Source organism: Thermosporothrix sp. COM3 (assembly GCF_059696735.1).
This window is the reverse complement of record NZ_AP019376.1, coordinates 2,472,655-2,489,298: the sequence shown is the minus strand read 5'-3', so window position 1 is coordinate 2,489,298 and position 16,644 is coordinate 2,472,655. Positions and strand designations below refer to the sequence as shown.

Genomic DNA, 16,644 nt, shown 5'->3' with positions numbered 1-16,644 from the left:
ATGTATGATAAAGCATTTCCCTCATCGGGTATCCTTTTTTCAGGAAAATAGCTTGACTTTCTCTGATTTTATGTGTACTATTTAACTTAGTAAATAAGTTAAATTAATGGCAACTTCACTTAGATATCGAAGATAAGTGGTCAACTTGCAAGTTTTCTGATCATAGAAGACGATGAGCGTATGTGGTCTCGTTGGCTCTGTTTCGGTTCTATTCATACGTTCATCATCACGACAATATGTATAGTATGGTAAAGCTACAAGGAGAAATTCTGTATGGCATCTACTCATATGACACAGCAGTCAATGCCTGGGCCTTCTGCTTTCCCGTTGCTTGGTGGAAAGGCCAATATGCTCAAACTGTATAGCGATCCATATACGTTTTTGCGTAGCATGCATGAGACCTATGGGGATATCGTCGCATTGACGCGTGGCGATCACTCGAACGTCTTTGTCTTCAGTCCTGAGCTAAACCTGCAAGTGCTTGCGCACCCGTCCCTGTTTCAGGTGGATGAAGGAACCTTTGTCAAATGGCCGAAAGAAACAGCTCTGGGTCGCCTGATGTTGAATAATATTATTACTATGAACGGAGAGCATCATAAGCAGCAGCGCCATCTGATGCAGCCCGCTTTTCATAAGCAGCAGATCGGGCAATATCGCGATGATATGGTACGGCTTACGCTTGATATGCTTGAACAATGGCGAGCCCCATCCCGAATGGATCTGTATGCTGAAATGAAGCAGTTGACGTTGCGTATCGTGGTAAAGACGTTGTTCGGAGTGAATGAGGAAACGGATATAGAGCGAATTGGCTATCTGATGCAGCGTGTGCTGAACTCACTGTCGCTGTTAATGGTCACACCGCTTATCGATATCCCGGGGATGCCATATCACCGCATTTTGAAGTGGGCCGCAGAACTGGAAGGCATGATCCGTGCTATGATTGCGCAGAAGCGGTCAGCAGGCGGGGGCACCGATGTGCTGGCAACGCTGCTTCGGGTACATGATGAAGATGGGCAGCGCCTGAGCGATGACGAATTAGTCAGCCATACCTTCTCTTTGTACTCTGCCGGTCATGAGACGGTATCGAATGCGTTGGCATGGACCTTCTTCTTGTTGGATCAGCACCCGGAAGCGCTTGCAGCTCTCCTCAACGAGCTTGATGGGACGCTTCATGGTGAGGCCCCGACGCTTGAGCAGCTTCGGGAGTTGCCTTTACTCGATGCTGTCATCAAGGAGAGCTTACGCATGCTGCCGCCTGTGTCGATGAAGATGCGCATAGCTGCCGAGCCCTGTGAGCTTGGTGGGTATGCTCTTCCCAAAGGGGCAATCGTTTATTATAGCCCTTTTGTCACGCATCGTCGCCCGGAATTGTATGAGGAGCCTGATCGTTTTCAGCCTCAACGTTGGCTGACATTGAAGCGCTCAACGTACGAGTACCTGCCATTCGCCGCCGGACCTCATAGATGTATCGGTGCGGATTTTGCGATGTTGGAGTTGAAGGTTGTGCTGGCACTACTCTTACAGCGGTACCGGCTTGCAATTGTGTCTGATGCAAAGATTGATATTGATATCCGTATGGCTCCGTCGCGTGGTATCCCTGTAGAACTTCTGTCTCGGAATCACCCGTTGCGGCGCGTGCCGGTGCGTGGCAACATTCAGCGCCTGATCACATTCTAAGCGAAAGAGGACGCGGGTCTATCAGGCTTCCGGGAGATCCGTGTCCCGGCAAGGTGAGATCTGAAGCTATAGCAAGGCATGGTGTCAGGGAAGCGACGTCTCGAAGAAGGTATGTTGCTCCTGGCGTCAGCCGGTTCACATTCTCAAGCTGGCAGCTTGCCTCTCTGGCCTGAAACCATTGTTCCCCTTCCTGGCAATTTCTAGCCTGCACAACCTGAACAGGCCTGCATTTTCTCCTTTTATCATATCATTCACTGCTCTATTATGTTCTTTTCTTATAATATAAAGAGAGTGATATTCATTTTCGAGTAGTTTGTTTTGCAGGAGTGTTTTTCAGGAGAACGAGAGGAGAACGCAGAATGGCGGATCCAGTAGGGGTGTGGAATATCAATGTGATCGGGTATAAGGGAACACTCAATATTACCTCGAATGGTGCAGGCTCTTTAAGCGGAACAGTGGATATCGATATAGGCTTCACCGATCGGCTGCAAGGCACATGGAATGAGGCCACGAAAGAGATTCGCTTTGATCGTATCATCTCACGTGGCGGGAGCATTATTGTTCAGAAGTATACCGGCTATCTGTACCTGACCAAAGAGCCGATCTTTGCGGGACAGGGCCCACCGGAACCGAACCCTTCATTTCGCTTACTGACGGGCTTCTTTGAGAGCGACCCTGCTTCCAATCCACCACGCGGAGGATGGGTTGCGAGACAAAGGATCTAAGGACGACAGAAGGGAGAAGACGTATTGTTTCTGTAGGAGAGAGATGGTGTTGCAGGAAGAAGGAATTGTGTCGCGGGATTGTACTGCGTTTTTGTTTGGTGGCGGGCTCAGGAGCAGCCCGCCAGTTATCTGGAGACTATAGAAGGGCTTGCTCTGTCGTGATGAGAGCGTCAACGGTCTCACGAATTCGGGCATAAGAAAATGTCTGTTCGGGGGGCAATGGAGTGCTTAAGAGATGGCGAAACCGCTGTTCGAGCCGCTGAGAGGCAGCATTATAGCGGGCAAGTGCTTCCTCTGGAAGAGGCTCGCTGATCCAGTAACAATAATAGGTTTCGGCCTCAGCGAGATGATGGAGCATATAGCGAAGCGTCCAGCCGCCATCAGGAGGCGTCCAATCGAGCTGTTCTGAAGAGAGTTGTCGCGCTCGCTGTGCGACGAGCTGCACAGCCAGATCGATGCGCCAGAGCCACGACTGTATTTCCGCCTGATTCACGGGGTGAAGATCCTCTGGTAGCGTCTCTCCAGAGGTTGTCCAGCCATCCGTGGGGACGGGGACAATGCCCTGTTGTTGCCAGAGGAGCCACTGATCAATCTGGTTCAGATGGTCGAGAGCATGGTCCAGTATGCGGCGTAGCACTTTGCGCGGTGTGTAGCTGTGGCCCTCATCGACTGCAATCAGGCGGGTCGGGTCGTATGCTGGCAGATGCTCAAGTTGGGATCGAGCGGCGGCATGAGCGGCTTCAAGATGGGCTATCGGGCCCGCCGGGTGAGGGCGTAGTAAAAGCGTGAGGAGGGCTCGGGTCGTTGCGAGTTCAAACAATTGAGCCTGGTCCAGGTGAGCAGCCTGTGCGCGTACCTGTTCTTGCAGATTGTGGAGGGTATTGAAGAGCTCTGTGTGCAGCTCTACGGATGCATTCATAACGCAACCTCTTCTTTCGTTTGATATGGATGCGCCAATTGTAATGCATAAATATTTCGCTTATAATCGAAGTATGGAAGAGATACCAAAGGATGTGAATATTGCTGCTGTGGCGGAACTCATAGGAGATCCTTCACGGGCGGCTATGCTCAATGCTCTGCTGGACAAACGCGCTTTACCTGCCGGAGAACTGGCGGCCTGTGCCGGAATTTCCCCGCAGACAGCCAGCACGCATCTTGCACGGCTGGTGAAAGGGGGGCTGCTGACGCTCAAGCCGCATGGGAGGCATCGCTATTATACACTGGCGAGTAGCGATGTTGCGCATGCCCTTGAAGCGCTGGCTCTGATCGCGCCTCCGGCCCCGGTGCGCTCATTGCGTGAAGCCGTCATCGCTGAGCGGATGCGAGAGGCGCGTACCTGTTATGATCACCTGGCGGGCAAGCTTGGCGTTGGTCTGACCGAAGCGCTGGAACGCAGGGAGATATTGTACCTTCTGGAAGAAGAGAAGCGCTACCAGCTCACCGAAACCGGTCGCGAAATGTTGATACAGTTTGGGATCGATGTTGAGCATCTACAGCGCCTGCGAAGAGCGTTTGCCCGTCCCTGTCTTGATTGGAGTGAGCGCCGGTATCATCTGGCTGGCGCACTGGGGGCTGCTCTTATGGAGCGTCTTTTTCATCTCCGCTGGATTGAGCGCTTACCCGGGAGCCGGGCGTTACGTGTGACCGAGGCGGGCAAGCAGGGACTCGTCCAGCTCCTCGGTGAAGCGCCTCGGATACCCTGATATTACCAAAAAGCGGCAGAAGGCCCCTGGCTTCAGCCAAGGGGATGGATGGCGCAGGAAGACAGCAGCGGCAGAACGTTCCCCTTCGCTTGACAGAAGGCAATTGTTGTGCGAGAATACACGAAGATAGTGAGGACGAACAAGGAGCAAGGGATGCTGGTCTATGAATACAAGCTCGAGGGGTCGAAGGCGCAATTCGCCGCCATCGAGGAAGCCATCCGCACCACCCAGTTCATTCGCAACACGTGCCTGCGCCTCTGGATGGATGCACGTGGCGTCTCCAGGAATGATCTGCAGCGGTATTGTGCTGTGCTTGCTAAACAATTCCCCTTTGCGCTCTCCCTCAACTCGCAGGCCCGGCAAGCTGCCGCTGATCGGGCGTGGGCTGCCATCTCCCGCTTCTATGAGCATTGTAAGAAGAAGAAACCAGGAAAGAAAGGATACCCCACATTCCAGCGCAACAACCGAAGCGTGGAGTACAAGACCACGGGCTGGAAGCTGGATCCTGATGGGGTACACATTCGCTTCACAGATGGCTGTGGCATTGGCCGGCTGCGCCTCATCGGCTCTCGTGATATCATGACCTTTCCCCTCTCACAGATCAAGCGGGTACGGCTGCTCCGGCGGGCCGATGGCTACTATTGCCAATGTGCGGTGGCGGCCACGCGACGCGTTGAGCATCAGCCCTCTGGCAAGCAGGTGGGCATTGATCTGGGGCTGCGTGCCTTCTTCACTGACTCCGAAGGCAACACCGTGGCTCCTCCTCAGTATCTCCGCAAAGCGGAACGGCGGCTCAAGCGGCTGCATCGTCGGCTCTCCAGGACCCAGAAATGCAGTCGCAATCGGCGCAAAGCCCGTCAAGCCCTTAGCAAAGCGTCTCTCAAGGTGCAACGGCAGCGCGAGGACTTCGCCAGAAAGCAGGCGAACGCGCTTGTCTCGTCTCACGACCTGATTGCCTACGAAGCCTTGCAGATCCGTCACCTGGTCAAGAACCGCCATCTGGCCAAGAGCATCGCTGACGCGGCGTGGGGTCGTTTTCTCTCCTGGGTCAGGTATTATGGCACGCTGCATCGTGTTCCGGTGATCGGGGTGGAGCCAGCCTTTACGACTCAGGACTGTTCTCGTTGTGGACAGCGGGTCAAGAAGAGCTTGAGTATGCGTACCCATCTGTGTCCCGGCTGTGGGCTGCTCCTCGATCGCGATCACAACGCCGCCTTGAATATCTTGCAGAAGGCTCTACAGGGTACCGTCGGGCAGACGGGAACCGACGAGGAGGTCTCGTCGAACGCTTCTGGACAGCCTGCCGCTACGCGTCGTCGCACTGCGGCGCCGCGCAAGCAGGCTGGATGAAGGAAGAATCCCCGTCCTTCTGGCCTGGGGAGTGTCAACGCCTGCATGAGCACTCGATGCGCCTTGTGAAGATCTGGAACATCAATATGCCGCAGGACTGGCTCTGAAGGGGGAGCAATGCCCCCCCGTGCCTTCCTGAGGCTACAATCAGGCTGCTCAGAACAGAGTTTCTTCAAAGACTGAAAGGGCATGCACTGCCGACCAGGATGTTGATCCCCATGCCAGTGGAGGAAACTTATTGATAAACGCGTGCCCATTTTTAACGGCTTTCAGATTTGTCCAGAGCGGGTTTTTCTGCAAGTTTTCTAAGGCTGCTGGCTGATTGGTGTTCTCCTGAGGTGCGAACTGAAGATACAGGACATCGGGATCTATTTCAGCCAGTTTCTCCAGTGGCAGATTATCCTGTCCTTGCGCTTGCTTGACAACGTCCGGTACCGGGAAGCCCAGATCATCATAGAGAACGCTATTAATGTAACCTGAGCGTGTGTAGATATAAATGCCGGAACCGCGAATGCGCATCGTCATCACGACGAGCTGCTTTTTCTCCGGTGACTTCTCTAAGTCTGCTTTGGCTGTGGCTAGTTTCTGTTGGTACTCTTTCAGGATTTCATTTGCGCGTGCCTGCTTGTTATAGACCTCGCCAAGCATGCGGATATTCTCTTTCCAGGGCGTAGCGATGTTGCCATGTCCTGCACCTTCTCCTTTCATCACGATCACCGGTGCTATCTTCCGGAGTTGTTGGATGATGGTTGCAGACCAGCGATCAATGATAAAGATAAGATCGGGCTTTAACTGCAAGATGGCCTCATAGTTGGGAGTCTCCGTCCCGATGCTCTTCATATTTTTGAGCTTATCGGCCAGATGGGGGGTAGGGCCATCGGGATAGGTCGCACCGCCAACGAGCGGGATATCCATCATAACGAGATCTTCGATGACAACCGTATCTGCGGCAACGGTTCGTTCAACCTTGACCGGTACCTCTATTTCTTTCCCGAAATACGTGATCTTGCGCATCTGCTTTTCCTGCGCTCCCTGTGATGCACCGCCACAGGCGGCAAGCAGCAAACAGATACAGCAGAGAAGGGGCATCCAGTGCCACTTGTTTGACATTTCAGTCTCCTGTATAAGCAAGGAAAAACACTTCTCCTTGTGCTGAAAACGATATTCCCATAGAAGCAAACCTCACTACATACGCTCGACCTGAGAACAGGACGAACGTAGCTAACTCCGTTTGGTTCCATAAGGAAACGGAGCGATTGTAGTGGGATGGAACTCACCCGAGGTGGATAAATCCGACCTCAGTACTAAGATATTAGCATGCCCTAATATATCCAGTCAAGTAGAAAGAGAAGGGGAAAAAGGACGCAGGATGCAGCATGAACAGGTATGTCCGATTTTGAGGCAAGGAGCGTGTCCAACGCTTTCCAGGCTTACCAGCTTTGTCTGTGAGAAATAGAACAGGGGAGAAAGCTATCTTTTTTGACAGAGAGAGGAAATCTTATGAGTTCCATTCAGTTTACCATGCTCCCGCCTCCTGAGGTCCTCAAGCAGGATGTCGAATGTGTGCGGATCGCTCGATATAGTGGTACGGAAGCGGTTGCCATTCGTGTTGCTCCTGGTGCTTTGCCTGGACTCGTCTTTCAACATTGCGCGGGGAGGCCGGTCCTTTCTGGCAAGTGTGTCAGAGCCAAAGCCAACCAGTATGCACGACTGAGAAAGCGTCTGCAACAGAAAGGCACTCGTTCGGCTACCCGCCGTTTGGTGGCGATCTCTGGACGAGAGAGACGGTTGAAAGCCGACGCCAATCATGTCGTTTCCAAACGCATCGTAGAGCAGCACCCACACAGTCTCATCGGACTGGGGAATCTGACAGATCTTCGAGAGCGCACCCCACGACGCAAAGGCAAACGAGCCAGCAAGATGCAGCGGAAAGCCAATGCAGCTTTCTCCAGGAGGTCGTTTGCTGAACTTCAGAGTATGATCGCCTCCAAAGCCGTCATGCATGAGAGTATGGCAGTCAAAGTGGATGCCCACTACACGAGCCAGGCGTGCCCGATCTGTGGGCATACCGCCCGTGAGAACCGACCCGATAAAGGACTTATGTTTGTGTGTCACAATTGTCATTATGCCCTCCATGCTGATCTGGTGGGTGCGAGAAACATCACGATGCGAACGCTGCTCATCCGACAGGATTGGATGAGTACAGGTGTCTTGTCAGTACGCCCTGATGCGTCGGACGGGGAAGCCAAAGCTGCGCGCCTGCAACGATACGCAGAGTTGCGGTGGTGTCCAGACGCAAGCCCACGTCTGAATGACGTGGGGTAACTGACTTCTTTGTCCAGACCAGACGCTATACTTAGGTGAAAAGGCAGAAAAAAGGAGGCGTTATGAGGAAAATCGCGCTAAATATGAATATGACACTTGATGGTTTCTTTAATCTGGACTGGATGGAGCATATGCCATTGCCGCCGGATCAGGAATTGCTTGCTGATACGCTGGCACAGATCTCTACCACGAACACCTCAGCAGGCTCTATTGCTGGCTATTCGTTTTATCGTGGCATGGTTCCGTTCTGGTCTGCGATGGAAACCAACCCGCAGGTATCAGAGACCGAGCGGGCGATTGCTCGCGCCGTGAACGTCAACCGCAGAATCGTCATTTCAAAGACCGAAGCAAAACTTGAGGGCGAAAACGCTGAATTGCTGGTCGCACGAAACGATCAGGAGTTGCTTGCTGCTATTCAGGATCTCAAACAGCAGGAGGGCCCTGATATGGCGGTGATTGGTGGTATTCGTACGGCCCGGGCGTTTGTGCGACTCGGTTTGATTGATGTGTTCACGTTTCAGGTGTATCCGGTCGCTATCGGCAAGGGGGAGCGCATTTTCACTAGCCGGGTTGATCTGGAACTGATCGGCATGAAGACGTATCCCTCGGGGGTGATGCGGGTGAGCTATCGGCCTCGGGCGAAATAATAGGGGGAGCAGGTATGCATAAGGCGCCATATGAGCGGAGAACCGGCCAGAGGTAGAGATTGCTTCTTGTTGAAAAGAAAGGAAGGCCGGGGGAGGGCTGATCTGGCCTATGGTACAGGCCAGATCATGTGTCCCTTTTTTTTACAGGGGAAGATGGGCTTGTTGCAACCACGCTTCCAGAGAAAGAAGTTGTGGGTGATTGTGCCGAAGCTGTGCGAGATTGACCCGCTCGCCCTCTTTTCCAAAAAGGAGCGCGTTGATCTTTCTGGCCCCTTCAAGATGTTGATCGGCAGGTTCTGTTTGGTAGCGAACTGGCCGATGATAGATGTTCTGAAACAGGTCTGCGATCTGTGGAAGCGTCTGTTCATCGCCCGCAATATTGAGGGTCTGCCCGATGTATGTTGTGGGATCTTGCAGTGCAAGCGTTGCGAAATAGGCAATATCGTGTACTGCAATCATCTGGATGCTGATATCTGGCTCTGCCAGTGCTGGGAGCGTGATGGCCTCATTGGAGCGTTGGGCAAAGAGACGGAAGTTTTCCATAAACATGACCGGACGAAGAATGGTTGCGGGCAGGTCAAGCGTGCGGATGGCCTGTTCGATCTGCCGCTTGGCTTCAAAGCCGGGCAGGCCGGTCTGTTTCTGTGCGCCGAATGCCGAGCTATAGACAAGATGGGCAATCCCGGTTTCTCGTGCGGCAGTTGCAACAAGGAGGCCCTGACGTACCTCCTGTTCCGGGTCGGCGTGGATTCCCTGAACGCTAAAAACGGCGTGCATGCCTTGCATGGCGGTTGTGATCGTTGTGGGGTGCTCAAGGTCTCCTGCTACAAGCTCAGCTCCAAGATTGTGCAGGAGCCGGGCGGCTGGTTTGTTTGAATCTCGTACCAGCACTCGGACATGCCATCCCTTTGCCAGAAGCTGCTTTGCGACTGCTCCTCCCTGCTGACCTGTGGCCCCGAGGACAAGGGCCTTCTGAGAAGAAAGGTGTGTCATAGCTGCGACCTCCTGAATTGATGTGCTCAGTATAGGTGGAGAGCGCTATGAACGCAAATCATTCTTTTCATAAAGAGATGAAAGATGCTCATATCCCTTTGCAGGCTCCTCGAAAGGAATTGAGCAGGAATGAGTGATACCAGGAGCGTGGCCACTCGTGTTTTCAGATTTGGGCTCTTCACCAGAGGCCGCAAAGCTGTTCTCTCCAATGGTATTATAAATGTTCACTGAAACCATAGCGTATCCTTGATAACCTATGATTATTCTGATATGCTCTCTCTATGAAGTTAAGTGATTACGCTAAACAACAAGGTGTCCGTTATGAAACAGCGTGGAGATGGTTTCGTGACGGCAAGATTGCTGGTCATCGGGTAGGCAAACATACTATTCTGGTTGATGAAGAAAAAAGCGGAACCTCCTCACGACCAGAACGAGTAGCCATTTATGCCCGTGTCTCTTCTGCTGAGAAGAAACCGAACGTAGACAGTCAAGCGGAACGGCTTGTTGCCTACTGTTCGGCCAAAGGGTATCAGGTTGAGAAAGTCGTGAAGGAAATCGGTTCAGGCGTCAATGATGCTCGTCCGAAATTGCTTCACCTGCTGGAAGACGTAAACACTACCGTCATTGTCGTAGAGCATAAGGATAGGCTCTCACGTTTCGGTGTTCGCTACATTGAAACCCTCTTACGAGTGCAAGGCAGGCGGCTTGAAATCGTCAATGAGTCCGAGAATGATAAAGAGGACTTATTAGCTGATCTCACTGCTCTATTGTACAGCTTTTGCGCCCGTCTGTACGGCCTGCGCCGTGCGAAACGCAAGACGGAGAAGATTGTACAGGAATTGGAGGCTCATGATGCAACTGGTTGAGAAGCACGTTATCCGCAAGGGTGACGCCCGCTATGAGGCCATAGATCAGGCGGCTTTTGTCTCGAAAAACCTGTACAACGCTGCCAACTACGAAATCCGGCAAGCCTTCATCTTTGAGGGTGTCTATCTGAACTCCAATCAGATGCATCACTTGATGAAGACGCATCCGGCCTATCAAGCCTTGCCACGCAAAGTCTCTCAACAGGTTTTGAGAACGCTGGACAAGAATTGGAAAAGTTTCTTCCGTGCGATTGCAGAATGGAGAGAACATCCTGAGAAGTTCTTAGGGCGTCCCTGCTTGCCCAAATACAAAGACAAGCAGCAAGGCCGTAATCTGTTGATCTATACCATTCAAGCGATCAGCAAACCCGCTCTGCGGCAAGGCTACATCCAACCTTCAGGCTTACCCATTCGCATCAAAACCAACCATCAAAACGTCGATCAGGTGCGCATTATCCCTCGTCATGGCTTCTATGTAGTGGAAGTGGTCTACGAACAGGAGCCGGTTCAGGCAGCCGTAGACCCTCAGCTTTTCGCTGGCATAGACATTGGAATTGACAATCTGGCAACGCTCACATCAAACAAAAAAGGCTTTGTGCCTCGCATTGTGAACGGGCGTCCGGTGAAATCAATCAACCAATTCTACAACAAGCGGAAAGCAGAACTCGATGAGAAGCTGATGAAGATGGATGCACGTCGCCGTCACTCTCACCGGCTGGAACGGCTTACGACAAAGCGAACCCGCCGCATTCATCACTCCTTGCATACTGCCAGCAGGCGCATTGTCAATCTGCTGGTTGAAGAGGGCATAGGCACGCTGGTCATCGGCAAGAATGACGGATGGAAACAAGAAGTGGAAATGGGCAAGAGAACCAATCAGCAGTTTGTGGCTATCCCTCATGCCCGCTTTATCGAGATGCTGGCCTACAAAGCGCAACTGGTGGGTATTCGCGTCATTATCACGGAAGAGTCCTACACCAGCAAATGCAGTTTCCTCGACAATGAGCCGATAGGTAAGCATGAAACCTATGCTGGCAAGCGGGTCAAACGTAGTCTGTTCCGTGCTTCTGATGGGCGGCTGCTCAATGCTGATGTCAATGGCAGTGCGAACATCATTAGAAAAGTAGCTCCAAACGCTTTTGCCGATGGAGTAGAGGCCGTAGTAGTTCGGCCAGTGCGCTTTTGCGCATAAATGAAAGCAAGCGGTCAATGGAACGCTATGTTTTTAGAAACTATCACTATTCGGGATGAAATAGAGAGATGGTCGAGTGTCACGGCTTCCTGGGTTCCCTGCAAGGGCCGCCACAGTGAAAGCACCGTAGCCTGAAAGCCGGGCTTGATCTGTTGCGTTTGTGTTGAGATGTTGGCTAAGGCGCTTCGGGGATCAGGAAAAGGAACGGCGGGCCGCTCAGTTGTATGCTCTCCCGGAGATACACACCATTCCAGCCTGCTTCTTCAGCACCTTCCCCCAACCTGCTCCTCTTTTTCGCTGCAATCACCCACTGAAATCACCTGATTTGATGATTGCAACTCACCCTATCAAGTTTTATACTCTCCATAGTCTGGATGAAGGAAGGTGCAGCAAATACCCTGGAGCAGGGCCTTGCGCGCGAGCTGCGCTGCCGCGACACTTCGTCTGTAGTAGAAAGGGAATTTATGAAAAAGCTGGTCTATTATATCGTGTCAACACTGGATGGGTTTATTGCCGGACCGGACCATCAGTTTGACTTCTTTACCGCGAACGATCACTTCCCGTATTTGATCGAGGAGTTCCCGGAGACATTTCCGGTTCAAGCACGCGCCCCGTTAGGAATTACTGCGCCAAATAAGCACTTCGATACGGTGTTGATGGGCCGAGGTACCTATACCCCCGGGCTGAATATCGGAATAACCAGCCCTTATCCGCAGCTCCGGCAGGTGGTCTTCAGCAGCAGTATCGCGCCTGAGACCGAACCCACGATTGAGTTTGCGTCCGGCGATGCGCTCAAGAGGGTCCGTGAACTCAAGCAAGAAGAGGGACTGGATATCTGGCTGTGTGGCGGCGGCAATCTGGCATACCAGCTGCTTCCAGAGATCGATGAACTCATTGTGAAGCTCAATCCTCTCGTTGTCGGGCAGGGGATTCCGCTGTTTGCCGGCCCATTCCAGCTACAGCAATTCCAACTGGTATCCACCAAAACGTTTGCAAGTGGTGTGCTCATTTTGCATTATGCTCGTCAATAAGTTGTAGCTATTACCCCCCATAAAAATATGGGGGAATTCTGAGGAGACTTCTATGTTACAGCCGCTGCAAACGGCCCGACTTCAATTTGTGCCCTATTCGCTGGAGTTGAAGAAGGCGACGCTTTCCGACCGAGAACAGGTCGAACGTGCGCTTGGCGTGCGTGTGCCTGCTCACTGGCCAGAGCCTGACTTTCGCGAGGCGCTGCCGTTTTTTATCGGCCTGATGGAACAAGATGCATCGGGTGCAATCTGGGATGGTATTATTATTCACACAGCAGATCAGCAGGTGATCGGCGATATGGGGTTTAAGGGTGGGCCTGATGAGCAGGGACAGATTGAGATTGGCTACAGTATTCTGCCCGAATATCGCCAGCGGGGCTATGCAACTGAAATGGCTCAGGCACTGATGGATTGGGCTTTTCGGCATCTCGATATCACAGCGATTGTCGCCGAGTGCCTGCACGACAATTATGCATCCATCAAGGTGCTTGAGAAACTCGGGATGCAGCGCCAGTCAGCAGATGGGGAGCTGCTGAAATGGAAGCGTGAAAACCCCTTGCGTTAGTATTTCTATGTTTTTGATGGATTGAATAGCAATAATAGATAGCTATTCGGTATATCACCTCAGTTCTTGATAGATATAGCGTGGTTGATGCTGGCTTCTTCCTCATATCACCGGGTAAGAGAGCCAGGCGTTTACCCGGGGCGCTGTCCTGCTGCGATCGCAAAGCATAGTCCACTGCAGACCGAGCTTGAAGCCGTGAAAAAGGCTCGCGGCTTCCCTCATTTCTGCATCTTCGTTCCCTCTGTAAAAGGGAAAGCATCAAGTGTGTGGATGTCGTGTTTTCTCCGCTTTTCTTCTATCAGCCTGTCCGTAAAAATGAGGAAGCGAGCGGGACGCCACTTTGCACGTATTCTTGCTTATCCTCCTCTGTATCTCTGTTTTCTTGCCTGTTATTTGCTATGACGCTTGTATAAAGCATTGACATTTTTCATCATCTTCTTTATAGTGATAGTGTTTTCTTGAACAAGCAGTATTTCCTTGTACTTTGTGTATTGTATGGAGTAATACGTTCTATCCCTTTTCTCCTGTAGCGCAGAGTGAGCGACAATATTCGGGGAGGGATGAGATGAAACTGTCGCAGCATGTTGAATATCAGCCTGTGTATCTTGCCAATAAAGCGGCTTTTGAACGCTGTCGAGCAGTTGTAGCACAGTGGAAAACAACCAACGCGACACTGACGGTGCCCGGTTATCCCCTTCAATGGAACTATGAAACGGCACGCGCTTTTATTCAGGAGCTCTCTCATATGTATCTGGAATACAACCGTGTGTTGTGGAACACCTTTCATTATTGCCGTCAGTGCGGGGGACAATGCTGTATCGCGGGAGGCTCGCATGTGCGCCCGTTTGACTTGCTGGCTGTCGCGTTTCTCGATCGCTCTATCCCGCTCCTGTCGGAACATATTACAGCACACAGGCATCAATGCATCTACCTGTCGAGACAGCGCTGCTCCTGGCCCGATGAATGGCGCACTATCAAATGCTGGTCGTTCTACTGCCTGGGAGGTGGTCCCTGGCACCTGGGCTCGTCGTTACATGCGTTGCGGGCCCCGATTATTGCCGAGTTGCAACGGGTGGTGCGTGCCGCTCTACCGGCTCCGTTACGTACCTATGAGGCTGTGCATCAGATCAGCTTTGCCGAGTATCTCGATGACCCACTGCATTTTGCGGAGAAGCTTCAGCAGGCGCTCTTTGAGATCTTCGTCAGCCCACTCAATGAAATGTATCCCTTTCTTGATCCTCAATCTATTGATGGTCATCGACTTGAGCGACTCAGGTCCGGTTTGCTACTGGATGAGCGGGTTGCAGCCTTTCTTGCAGAAGCCACCGAGCAGATAGATGAGCGTCCTCCTGAAGTGCCGGAGGGGCTGGATATATCACCTGCACAGTTGCTGGCGGATCTGGAAACATTGATGTGGATTGTGGAAGGGCATCCGGCGCACGAGCGACAATTGCTCTCTGACCTCCATCTGCGATATGCCACTGCGCCAGCCCCTGAAGCGGGAGAAGAACCGACTATCTGGTATCGGATGCGTGACACGCTGCTTTACCTTATGCAGCGCCTTCCCACTGAGAAGCTTTGATAAAACCTCTCGGCGAGCTTCTCTTCAGAGGAGGTGTTCGTCTGAGGCGGCCTGCTCTTCAATAGCGTCAAGCAGCGAGAAAAAGGCGAGCAGTGTGGCGGAATGCCTCAGGCGATAGTATACGCTTCGCTGGAAGCGTTGTGTTGTCACAAGCTGTGCTTTAAGCAGGGCGTGCAGATGTTCGGATATAGTAGAGACTGAAAGACCGAGTATTTCTGCTAACTCTGATGGGGTGTATTCGATTGCATCCAGCGGCTGTCGTGGTGAGAGTGGTGCAAGAGCGCGCAGAATCTTCCAACGGCTGCTTTGCCCCAGGATCGCCAACATCTCGCTCAGGTAGCGCTCCTGCTCTTTATCTCGTTTTCTCGGGGGTGAATGGTGTATCTGTTTTTTCGATTTCATCGTGAAACTCCTCTCTGTTGTGCGCATAATAAAGCAAAAGGTGGCCGAATACATGCGGAATGTGCATAAGGATGTGAGGAAGGGTGAGCAATCCAGAGCCGGAGAAGCGCTATGCCTGCTCCTGTTCTTGTTAATCGAAGCGGAATGAAGGGGCCACTGATAGCGAGAGCATCACACCCTGTGAATCAGGCGTGCCGATGCCAATCATATGAAGCGGTCATACGTGGGAGTGGTCGACTGGCGGAGAGAAATCTATATGTCATTCATCGCTCCTTCACCAAGCGTTTTCCTGGAAAGCAAATGGACAAATCCAAGTGCGATGTCTTTCTTATAATACGTTGGGGAACTTGAAGCGGTTTCTAATAACCCCGCCTGGAAGGCAGAAACAGAGGCATTTTTGTGCTGAAGAGAGTGTACCTCTCGCCGGGCCTGAACCTGCTTCAGAAGCCAACGGAGAGTGGATAAACTGCCGAGTGGACCGCATCGAGCAAGGTGAGCGAGAAACTGGTGCTCGATGCCGGTATTTCTCGCTCGTTCTGCTGCTTTTGCTCTAATGGATCTCGTCCACAATTGTGCCACAGGGGCCGGCGTCGCGATTCTCCTCGCGCTGCAATCTGCGGCCATCAGCGGTATAGAGGTCGTTGTAAAAGGTGCCGATCCGTGTCGTGGAGACACCGACATAGTGCCCGATGAAGCAGCGGCGCCAGCGGACGTCGGAGCGATTGGGATAGGAGCCATGAATGATATTGCCGTTAAAGAAGAGGACGTCACCCGCTTCCAGCCGCACCGGAACCGGTGTTGCGCCTTCGGGGAGCGTCACTTCCTCATTGGTAAAAAAGATGCTTTGATCTGCCTCATGTGGGCATTGGATCTCGGCCCGGTTGGTATAGGGAACGAGCACCAGCCCGCCATTTTCTTCGTCTGCCGGGTCCAGGGCGACCCAGGCGGCAATGCAGGTTCCCGGCTCAACTTTCAGGAAGAAGTTATCCTGGTGCAGCGACTGACCACGAGCATGTGGCGGTTTGAAGTAGAACATAGCCTGAGCTGCAAGCGCCTCCTCACCAAAGAGCACGCCAAGTGCCTGCATGATAGCCGGGTGGATCAGATAGCGGCGGGCGGTTGCATTGACCTTATGCGGGTGAATGATACGGGGATATTGCTTCAAGGTGTCCCCGTTTGCCTGCTCGGCTGGAACCGGGTAGTAGCCAAGCTCAGGAATAGGCCCGGCTGCGTGCATTGCCATCATCGTCGCAAGTAATTCGTCTACCTGCTGACGCGAGAATAGCCCACGGGCAACGGTAAAGCCTTCCTGCTCAAATGCTTGCTGCATCTCTGCTGAAACGGACTGGTGTTTGTTCATTGTTTCCTCCCTGAAGATTTCTCTCTATGCTGTTAGTGTAGAGGGTATGCGGTAGGAAAGTCCATGAGCAGAATAGCTGGAAACATGCTGAATCCTGCTCCTTCTTTGTGCAGCGATCTGATAGGAGCTTCACAAAGCGTATGCTTCTCGCGTTGAAGGCGAATTTCAGACACAATTCGGATAATTCCAGCTATCGTGAGGATCTCCGTGAGTGGGTATACTTGGC

The 16,644-nt window shown here is 52.4% G+C and carries 15 protein-coding genes and 1 pseudogene; 11 read left to right on the top strand and 5 right to left on the bottom strand.

The window, feature by feature from the left end:
• Window positions 1-273 precede the first annotated feature (273 nt).
• Both KTH_RS10740 and KTH_RS10735 read left to right on the top strand, forming a co-directional pair.
• Window positions 274-1,677: a cytochrome P450 gene (locus KTH_RS10740; protein ID WP_497618444.1), complete on the top strand. Its 1,404-nt coding sequence runs from the start codon at window positions 274-276 to the stop codon at window positions 1,675-1,677.
• A 359-nt stretch (window positions 1,678-2,036) separates the two neighbouring features.
• The gene (locus KTH_RS10735; RefSeq protein WP_497618443.1) at window positions 2,037-2,402 is read left to right on the top strand and encodes a hypothetical protein; all 366 of its coding nucleotides are present in this window, start codon (window positions 2,037-2,039) and stop codon (window positions 2,400-2,402) included.
• A 136-nt stretch (window positions 2,403-2,538) separates the two neighbouring features.
• On the opposite strand, the gene KTH_RS10730 is transcribed toward KTH_RS10735, so the two are convergent.
• Window positions 2,539-3,321, bottom strand: coding sequence for a DinB family protein (locus tag KTH_RS10730; RefSeq protein WP_497618442.1), 783 nt, complete (start codon window positions 3,319-3,321; stop codon window positions 2,539-2,541).
• A 73-nt stretch (window positions 3,322-3,394) separates the two neighbouring features.
• Between KTH_RS10730 and KTH_RS10725 the strand changes: the two genes are divergently transcribed.
• Together KTH_RS10725 and KTH_RS10720 are read left to right on the top strand one after the other, a co-directional pair.
• Window positions 3,395-4,105, top strand: a complete 711-nt coding sequence (locus tag KTH_RS10725) for an ArsR/SmtB family transcription factor (protein ID WP_497618441.1) — start codon at window positions 3,395-3,397, stop codon at window positions 4,103-4,105.
• Window positions 4,106-4,258: 153 nt separating this feature from the next.
• Window positions 4,259-5,455 (top strand): RNA-guided endonuclease InsQ/TnpB family protein, encoded by a 1,197-nt coding sequence (locus KTH_RS10720; RefSeq protein ID WP_497623222.1) that lies wholly within the window; start codon window positions 4,259-4,261, stop codon window positions 5,453-5,455.
• A 156-nt stretch (window positions 5,456-5,611) separates the two neighbouring features.
• Here KTH_RS10720 and KTH_RS10715 read toward each other — a convergent pair whose 3' ends face one another.
• A complete protein-coding gene (locus tag KTH_RS10715) occupies window positions 5,612-6,565 on the bottom strand; it encodes an iron-siderophore ABC transporter substrate-binding protein (RefSeq protein ID WP_497618440.1) in 954 nt (317 codons plus the stop codon).
• A 558-nt stretch (window positions 6,566-7,123) separates the two neighbouring features.
• Here KTH_RS10715 and KTH_RS10710 point away from each other — a divergent pair.
• Together KTH_RS10710 and KTH_RS10705 are read left to right on the top strand one after the other, a co-directional pair.
• Window positions 7,124-7,780, top strand: a pseudogene (locus KTH_RS10710) (zinc ribbon domain-containing protein); the annotation flags it as partial.
• A gap of 62 nt (window positions 7,781-7,842) precedes the next feature.
• Window positions 7,843-8,427 (top strand): dihydrofolate reductase family protein, encoded by a 585-nt coding sequence (locus tag KTH_RS10705; protein WP_497618439.1) that lies wholly within the window; start codon window positions 7,843-7,845, stop codon window positions 8,425-8,427.
• Between the two features lie 141 nt (window positions 8,428-8,568).
• Here KTH_RS10705 and KTH_RS10700 read toward each other — a convergent pair whose 3' ends face one another.
• A complete protein-coding gene (locus KTH_RS10700; RefSeq protein WP_497618438.1) occupies window positions 8,569-9,420 on the bottom strand; it encodes an NmrA/HSCARG family protein in 852 nt (283 codons plus the stop codon).
• 281 nt (window positions 9,421-9,701) lie between these two features.
• On the opposite strand from KTH_RS10700, the gene KTH_RS10695 reads away from it, so the two are divergent.
• The 5 genes from KTH_RS10695 to KTH_RS10675 all read left to right on the top strand — a co-directional run bounded on the left by KTH_RS10695 (window position 9,702) and on the right by KTH_RS10675 (window position 14,656).
• A complete protein-coding gene (locus tag KTH_RS10695) occupies window positions 9,702-10,286 on the top strand; it encodes an IS607 family transposase (RefSeq protein WP_497618437.1) in 585 nt (194 codons plus the stop codon).
• Window positions 10,273-11,478 carry an RNA-guided endonuclease InsQ/TnpB family protein gene (locus KTH_RS10690; protein WP_497623220.1) on the top strand — a complete coding sequence of 402 codons (1,206 nt, stop codon included), beginning with the start codon at window positions 10,273-10,275 and terminating at the stop codon, window positions 11,476-11,478. The genes KTH_RS10695 and KTH_RS10690 overlap by 14 nt, the downstream gene beginning before the upstream one ends.
• Window positions 11,479-11,942: 464 nt before the next feature.
• Window positions 11,943-12,509 carry a dihydrofolate reductase family protein gene (locus KTH_RS10685; protein WP_497618436.1) on the top strand — a complete coding sequence of 189 codons (567 nt, stop codon included), beginning with the start codon at window positions 11,943-11,945 and terminating at the stop codon, window positions 12,507-12,509.
• Between the two features lie 52 nt (window positions 12,510-12,561).
• Complete coding sequence (locus KTH_RS10680; RefSeq protein WP_497618435.1) at window positions 12,562-13,074, top strand: GNAT family N-acetyltransferase; 513 nt, start codon at window positions 12,562-12,564, stop codon at window positions 13,072-13,074.
• A 565-nt stretch (window positions 13,075-13,639) separates the two neighbouring features.
• Window positions 13,640-14,656 carry a hypothetical protein gene (locus tag KTH_RS10675; protein WP_497618434.1) on the top strand — a complete coding sequence of 339 codons (1,017 nt, stop codon included), beginning with the start codon at window positions 13,640-13,642 and terminating at the stop codon, window positions 14,654-14,656.
• A gap of 24 nt (window positions 14,657-14,680) precedes the next feature.
• On the opposite strand, the gene KTH_RS10670 is transcribed toward KTH_RS10675, so the two are convergent.
• Both KTH_RS10670 and KTH_RS10665 read right to left on the bottom strand, forming a co-directional pair.
• Window positions 14,681-15,058 carry an ArsR/SmtB family transcription factor gene (locus tag KTH_RS10670; RefSeq protein WP_497618433.1) on the bottom strand — a complete coding sequence of 126 codons (378 nt, stop codon included), beginning with the start codon at window positions 15,056-15,058 and terminating at the stop codon, window positions 14,681-14,683.
• 550 nt (window positions 15,059-15,608) lie between these two features.
• On the bottom strand, window positions 15,609-16,418 hold the full coding sequence (locus KTH_RS10665) for a phytanoyl-CoA dioxygenase family protein (RefSeq protein ID WP_497618432.1): 810 nt from the start codon (window positions 16,416-16,418) through the stop codon (window positions 15,609-15,611).
• Between the last annotated feature and the right edge of the window lie 226 nt (window positions 16,419-16,644).

Bases quoted from the DNA above. Each gene is read 5' to 3' on its own strand.
- KTH_RS10740 (WP_497618444.1), top strand. From the start codon at position 274: ATGGCATCTACTCATATGACACAGCAGTCAATGCCTGGGCCTTCTGCT.
- KTH_RS10735 (WP_497618443.1), top strand. From the start codon at position 2,037: ATGGCGGATCCAGTAGGGGTGTGGAATATCAATGTGATCGGGTATAAG.
- KTH_RS10730 (WP_497618442.1), bottom strand. From the start codon at position 3,321: ATGAATGCATCCGTAGAGCTGCACACAGAGCTCTTCAATACCCTCCAC.
- KTH_RS10725 (WP_497618441.1), top strand. From the start codon at position 3,395: ATGGAAGAGATACCAAAGGATGTGAATATTGCTGCTGTGGCGGAACTC.
- KTH_RS10720 (WP_497623222.1), top strand. From the start codon at position 4,259: ATGCTGGTCTATGAATACAAGCTCGAGGGGTCGAAGGCGCAATTCGCC.
- KTH_RS10715 (WP_497618440.1), bottom strand. From the start codon at position 6,565: ATGTCAAACAAGTGGCACTGGATGCCCCTTCTCTGCTGTATCTGTTTG.
- KTH_RS10705 (WP_497618439.1), top strand. From the start codon at position 7,843: ATGAGGAAAATCGCGCTAAATATGAATATGACACTTGATGGTTTCTTT.
- KTH_RS10700 (WP_497618438.1), bottom strand. From the start codon at position 9,420: ATGACACACCTTTCTTCTCAGAAGGCCCTTGTCCTCGGGGCCACAGGT.
- KTH_RS10695 (WP_497618437.1), top strand. From the start codon at position 9,702: ATGAAGTTAAGTGATTACGCTAAACAACAAGGTGTCCGTTATGAAACA.
- KTH_RS10690 (WP_497623220.1), top strand. From the start codon at position 10,273: ATGCAACTGGTTGAGAAGCACGTTATCCGCAAGGGTGACGCCCGCTAT.
- KTH_RS10685 (WP_497618436.1), top strand. From the start codon at position 11,943: ATGAAAAAGCTGGTCTATTATATCGTGTCAACACTGGATGGGTTTATT.
- KTH_RS10680 (WP_497618435.1), top strand. From the start codon at position 12,562: ATGTTACAGCCGCTGCAAACGGCCCGACTTCAATTTGTGCCCTATTCG.
- KTH_RS10675 (WP_497618434.1), top strand. From the start codon at position 13,640: ATGAAACTGTCGCAGCATGTTGAATATCAGCCTGTGTATCTTGCCAAT.
- KTH_RS10670 (WP_497618433.1), bottom strand. From the start codon at position 15,058: ATGAAATCGAAAAAACAGATACACCATTCACCCCCGAGAAAACGAGAT.
- KTH_RS10665 (WP_497618432.1), bottom strand. From the start codon at position 16,418: ATGAACAAACACCAGTCCGTTTCAGCAGAGATGCAGCAAGCATTTGAG.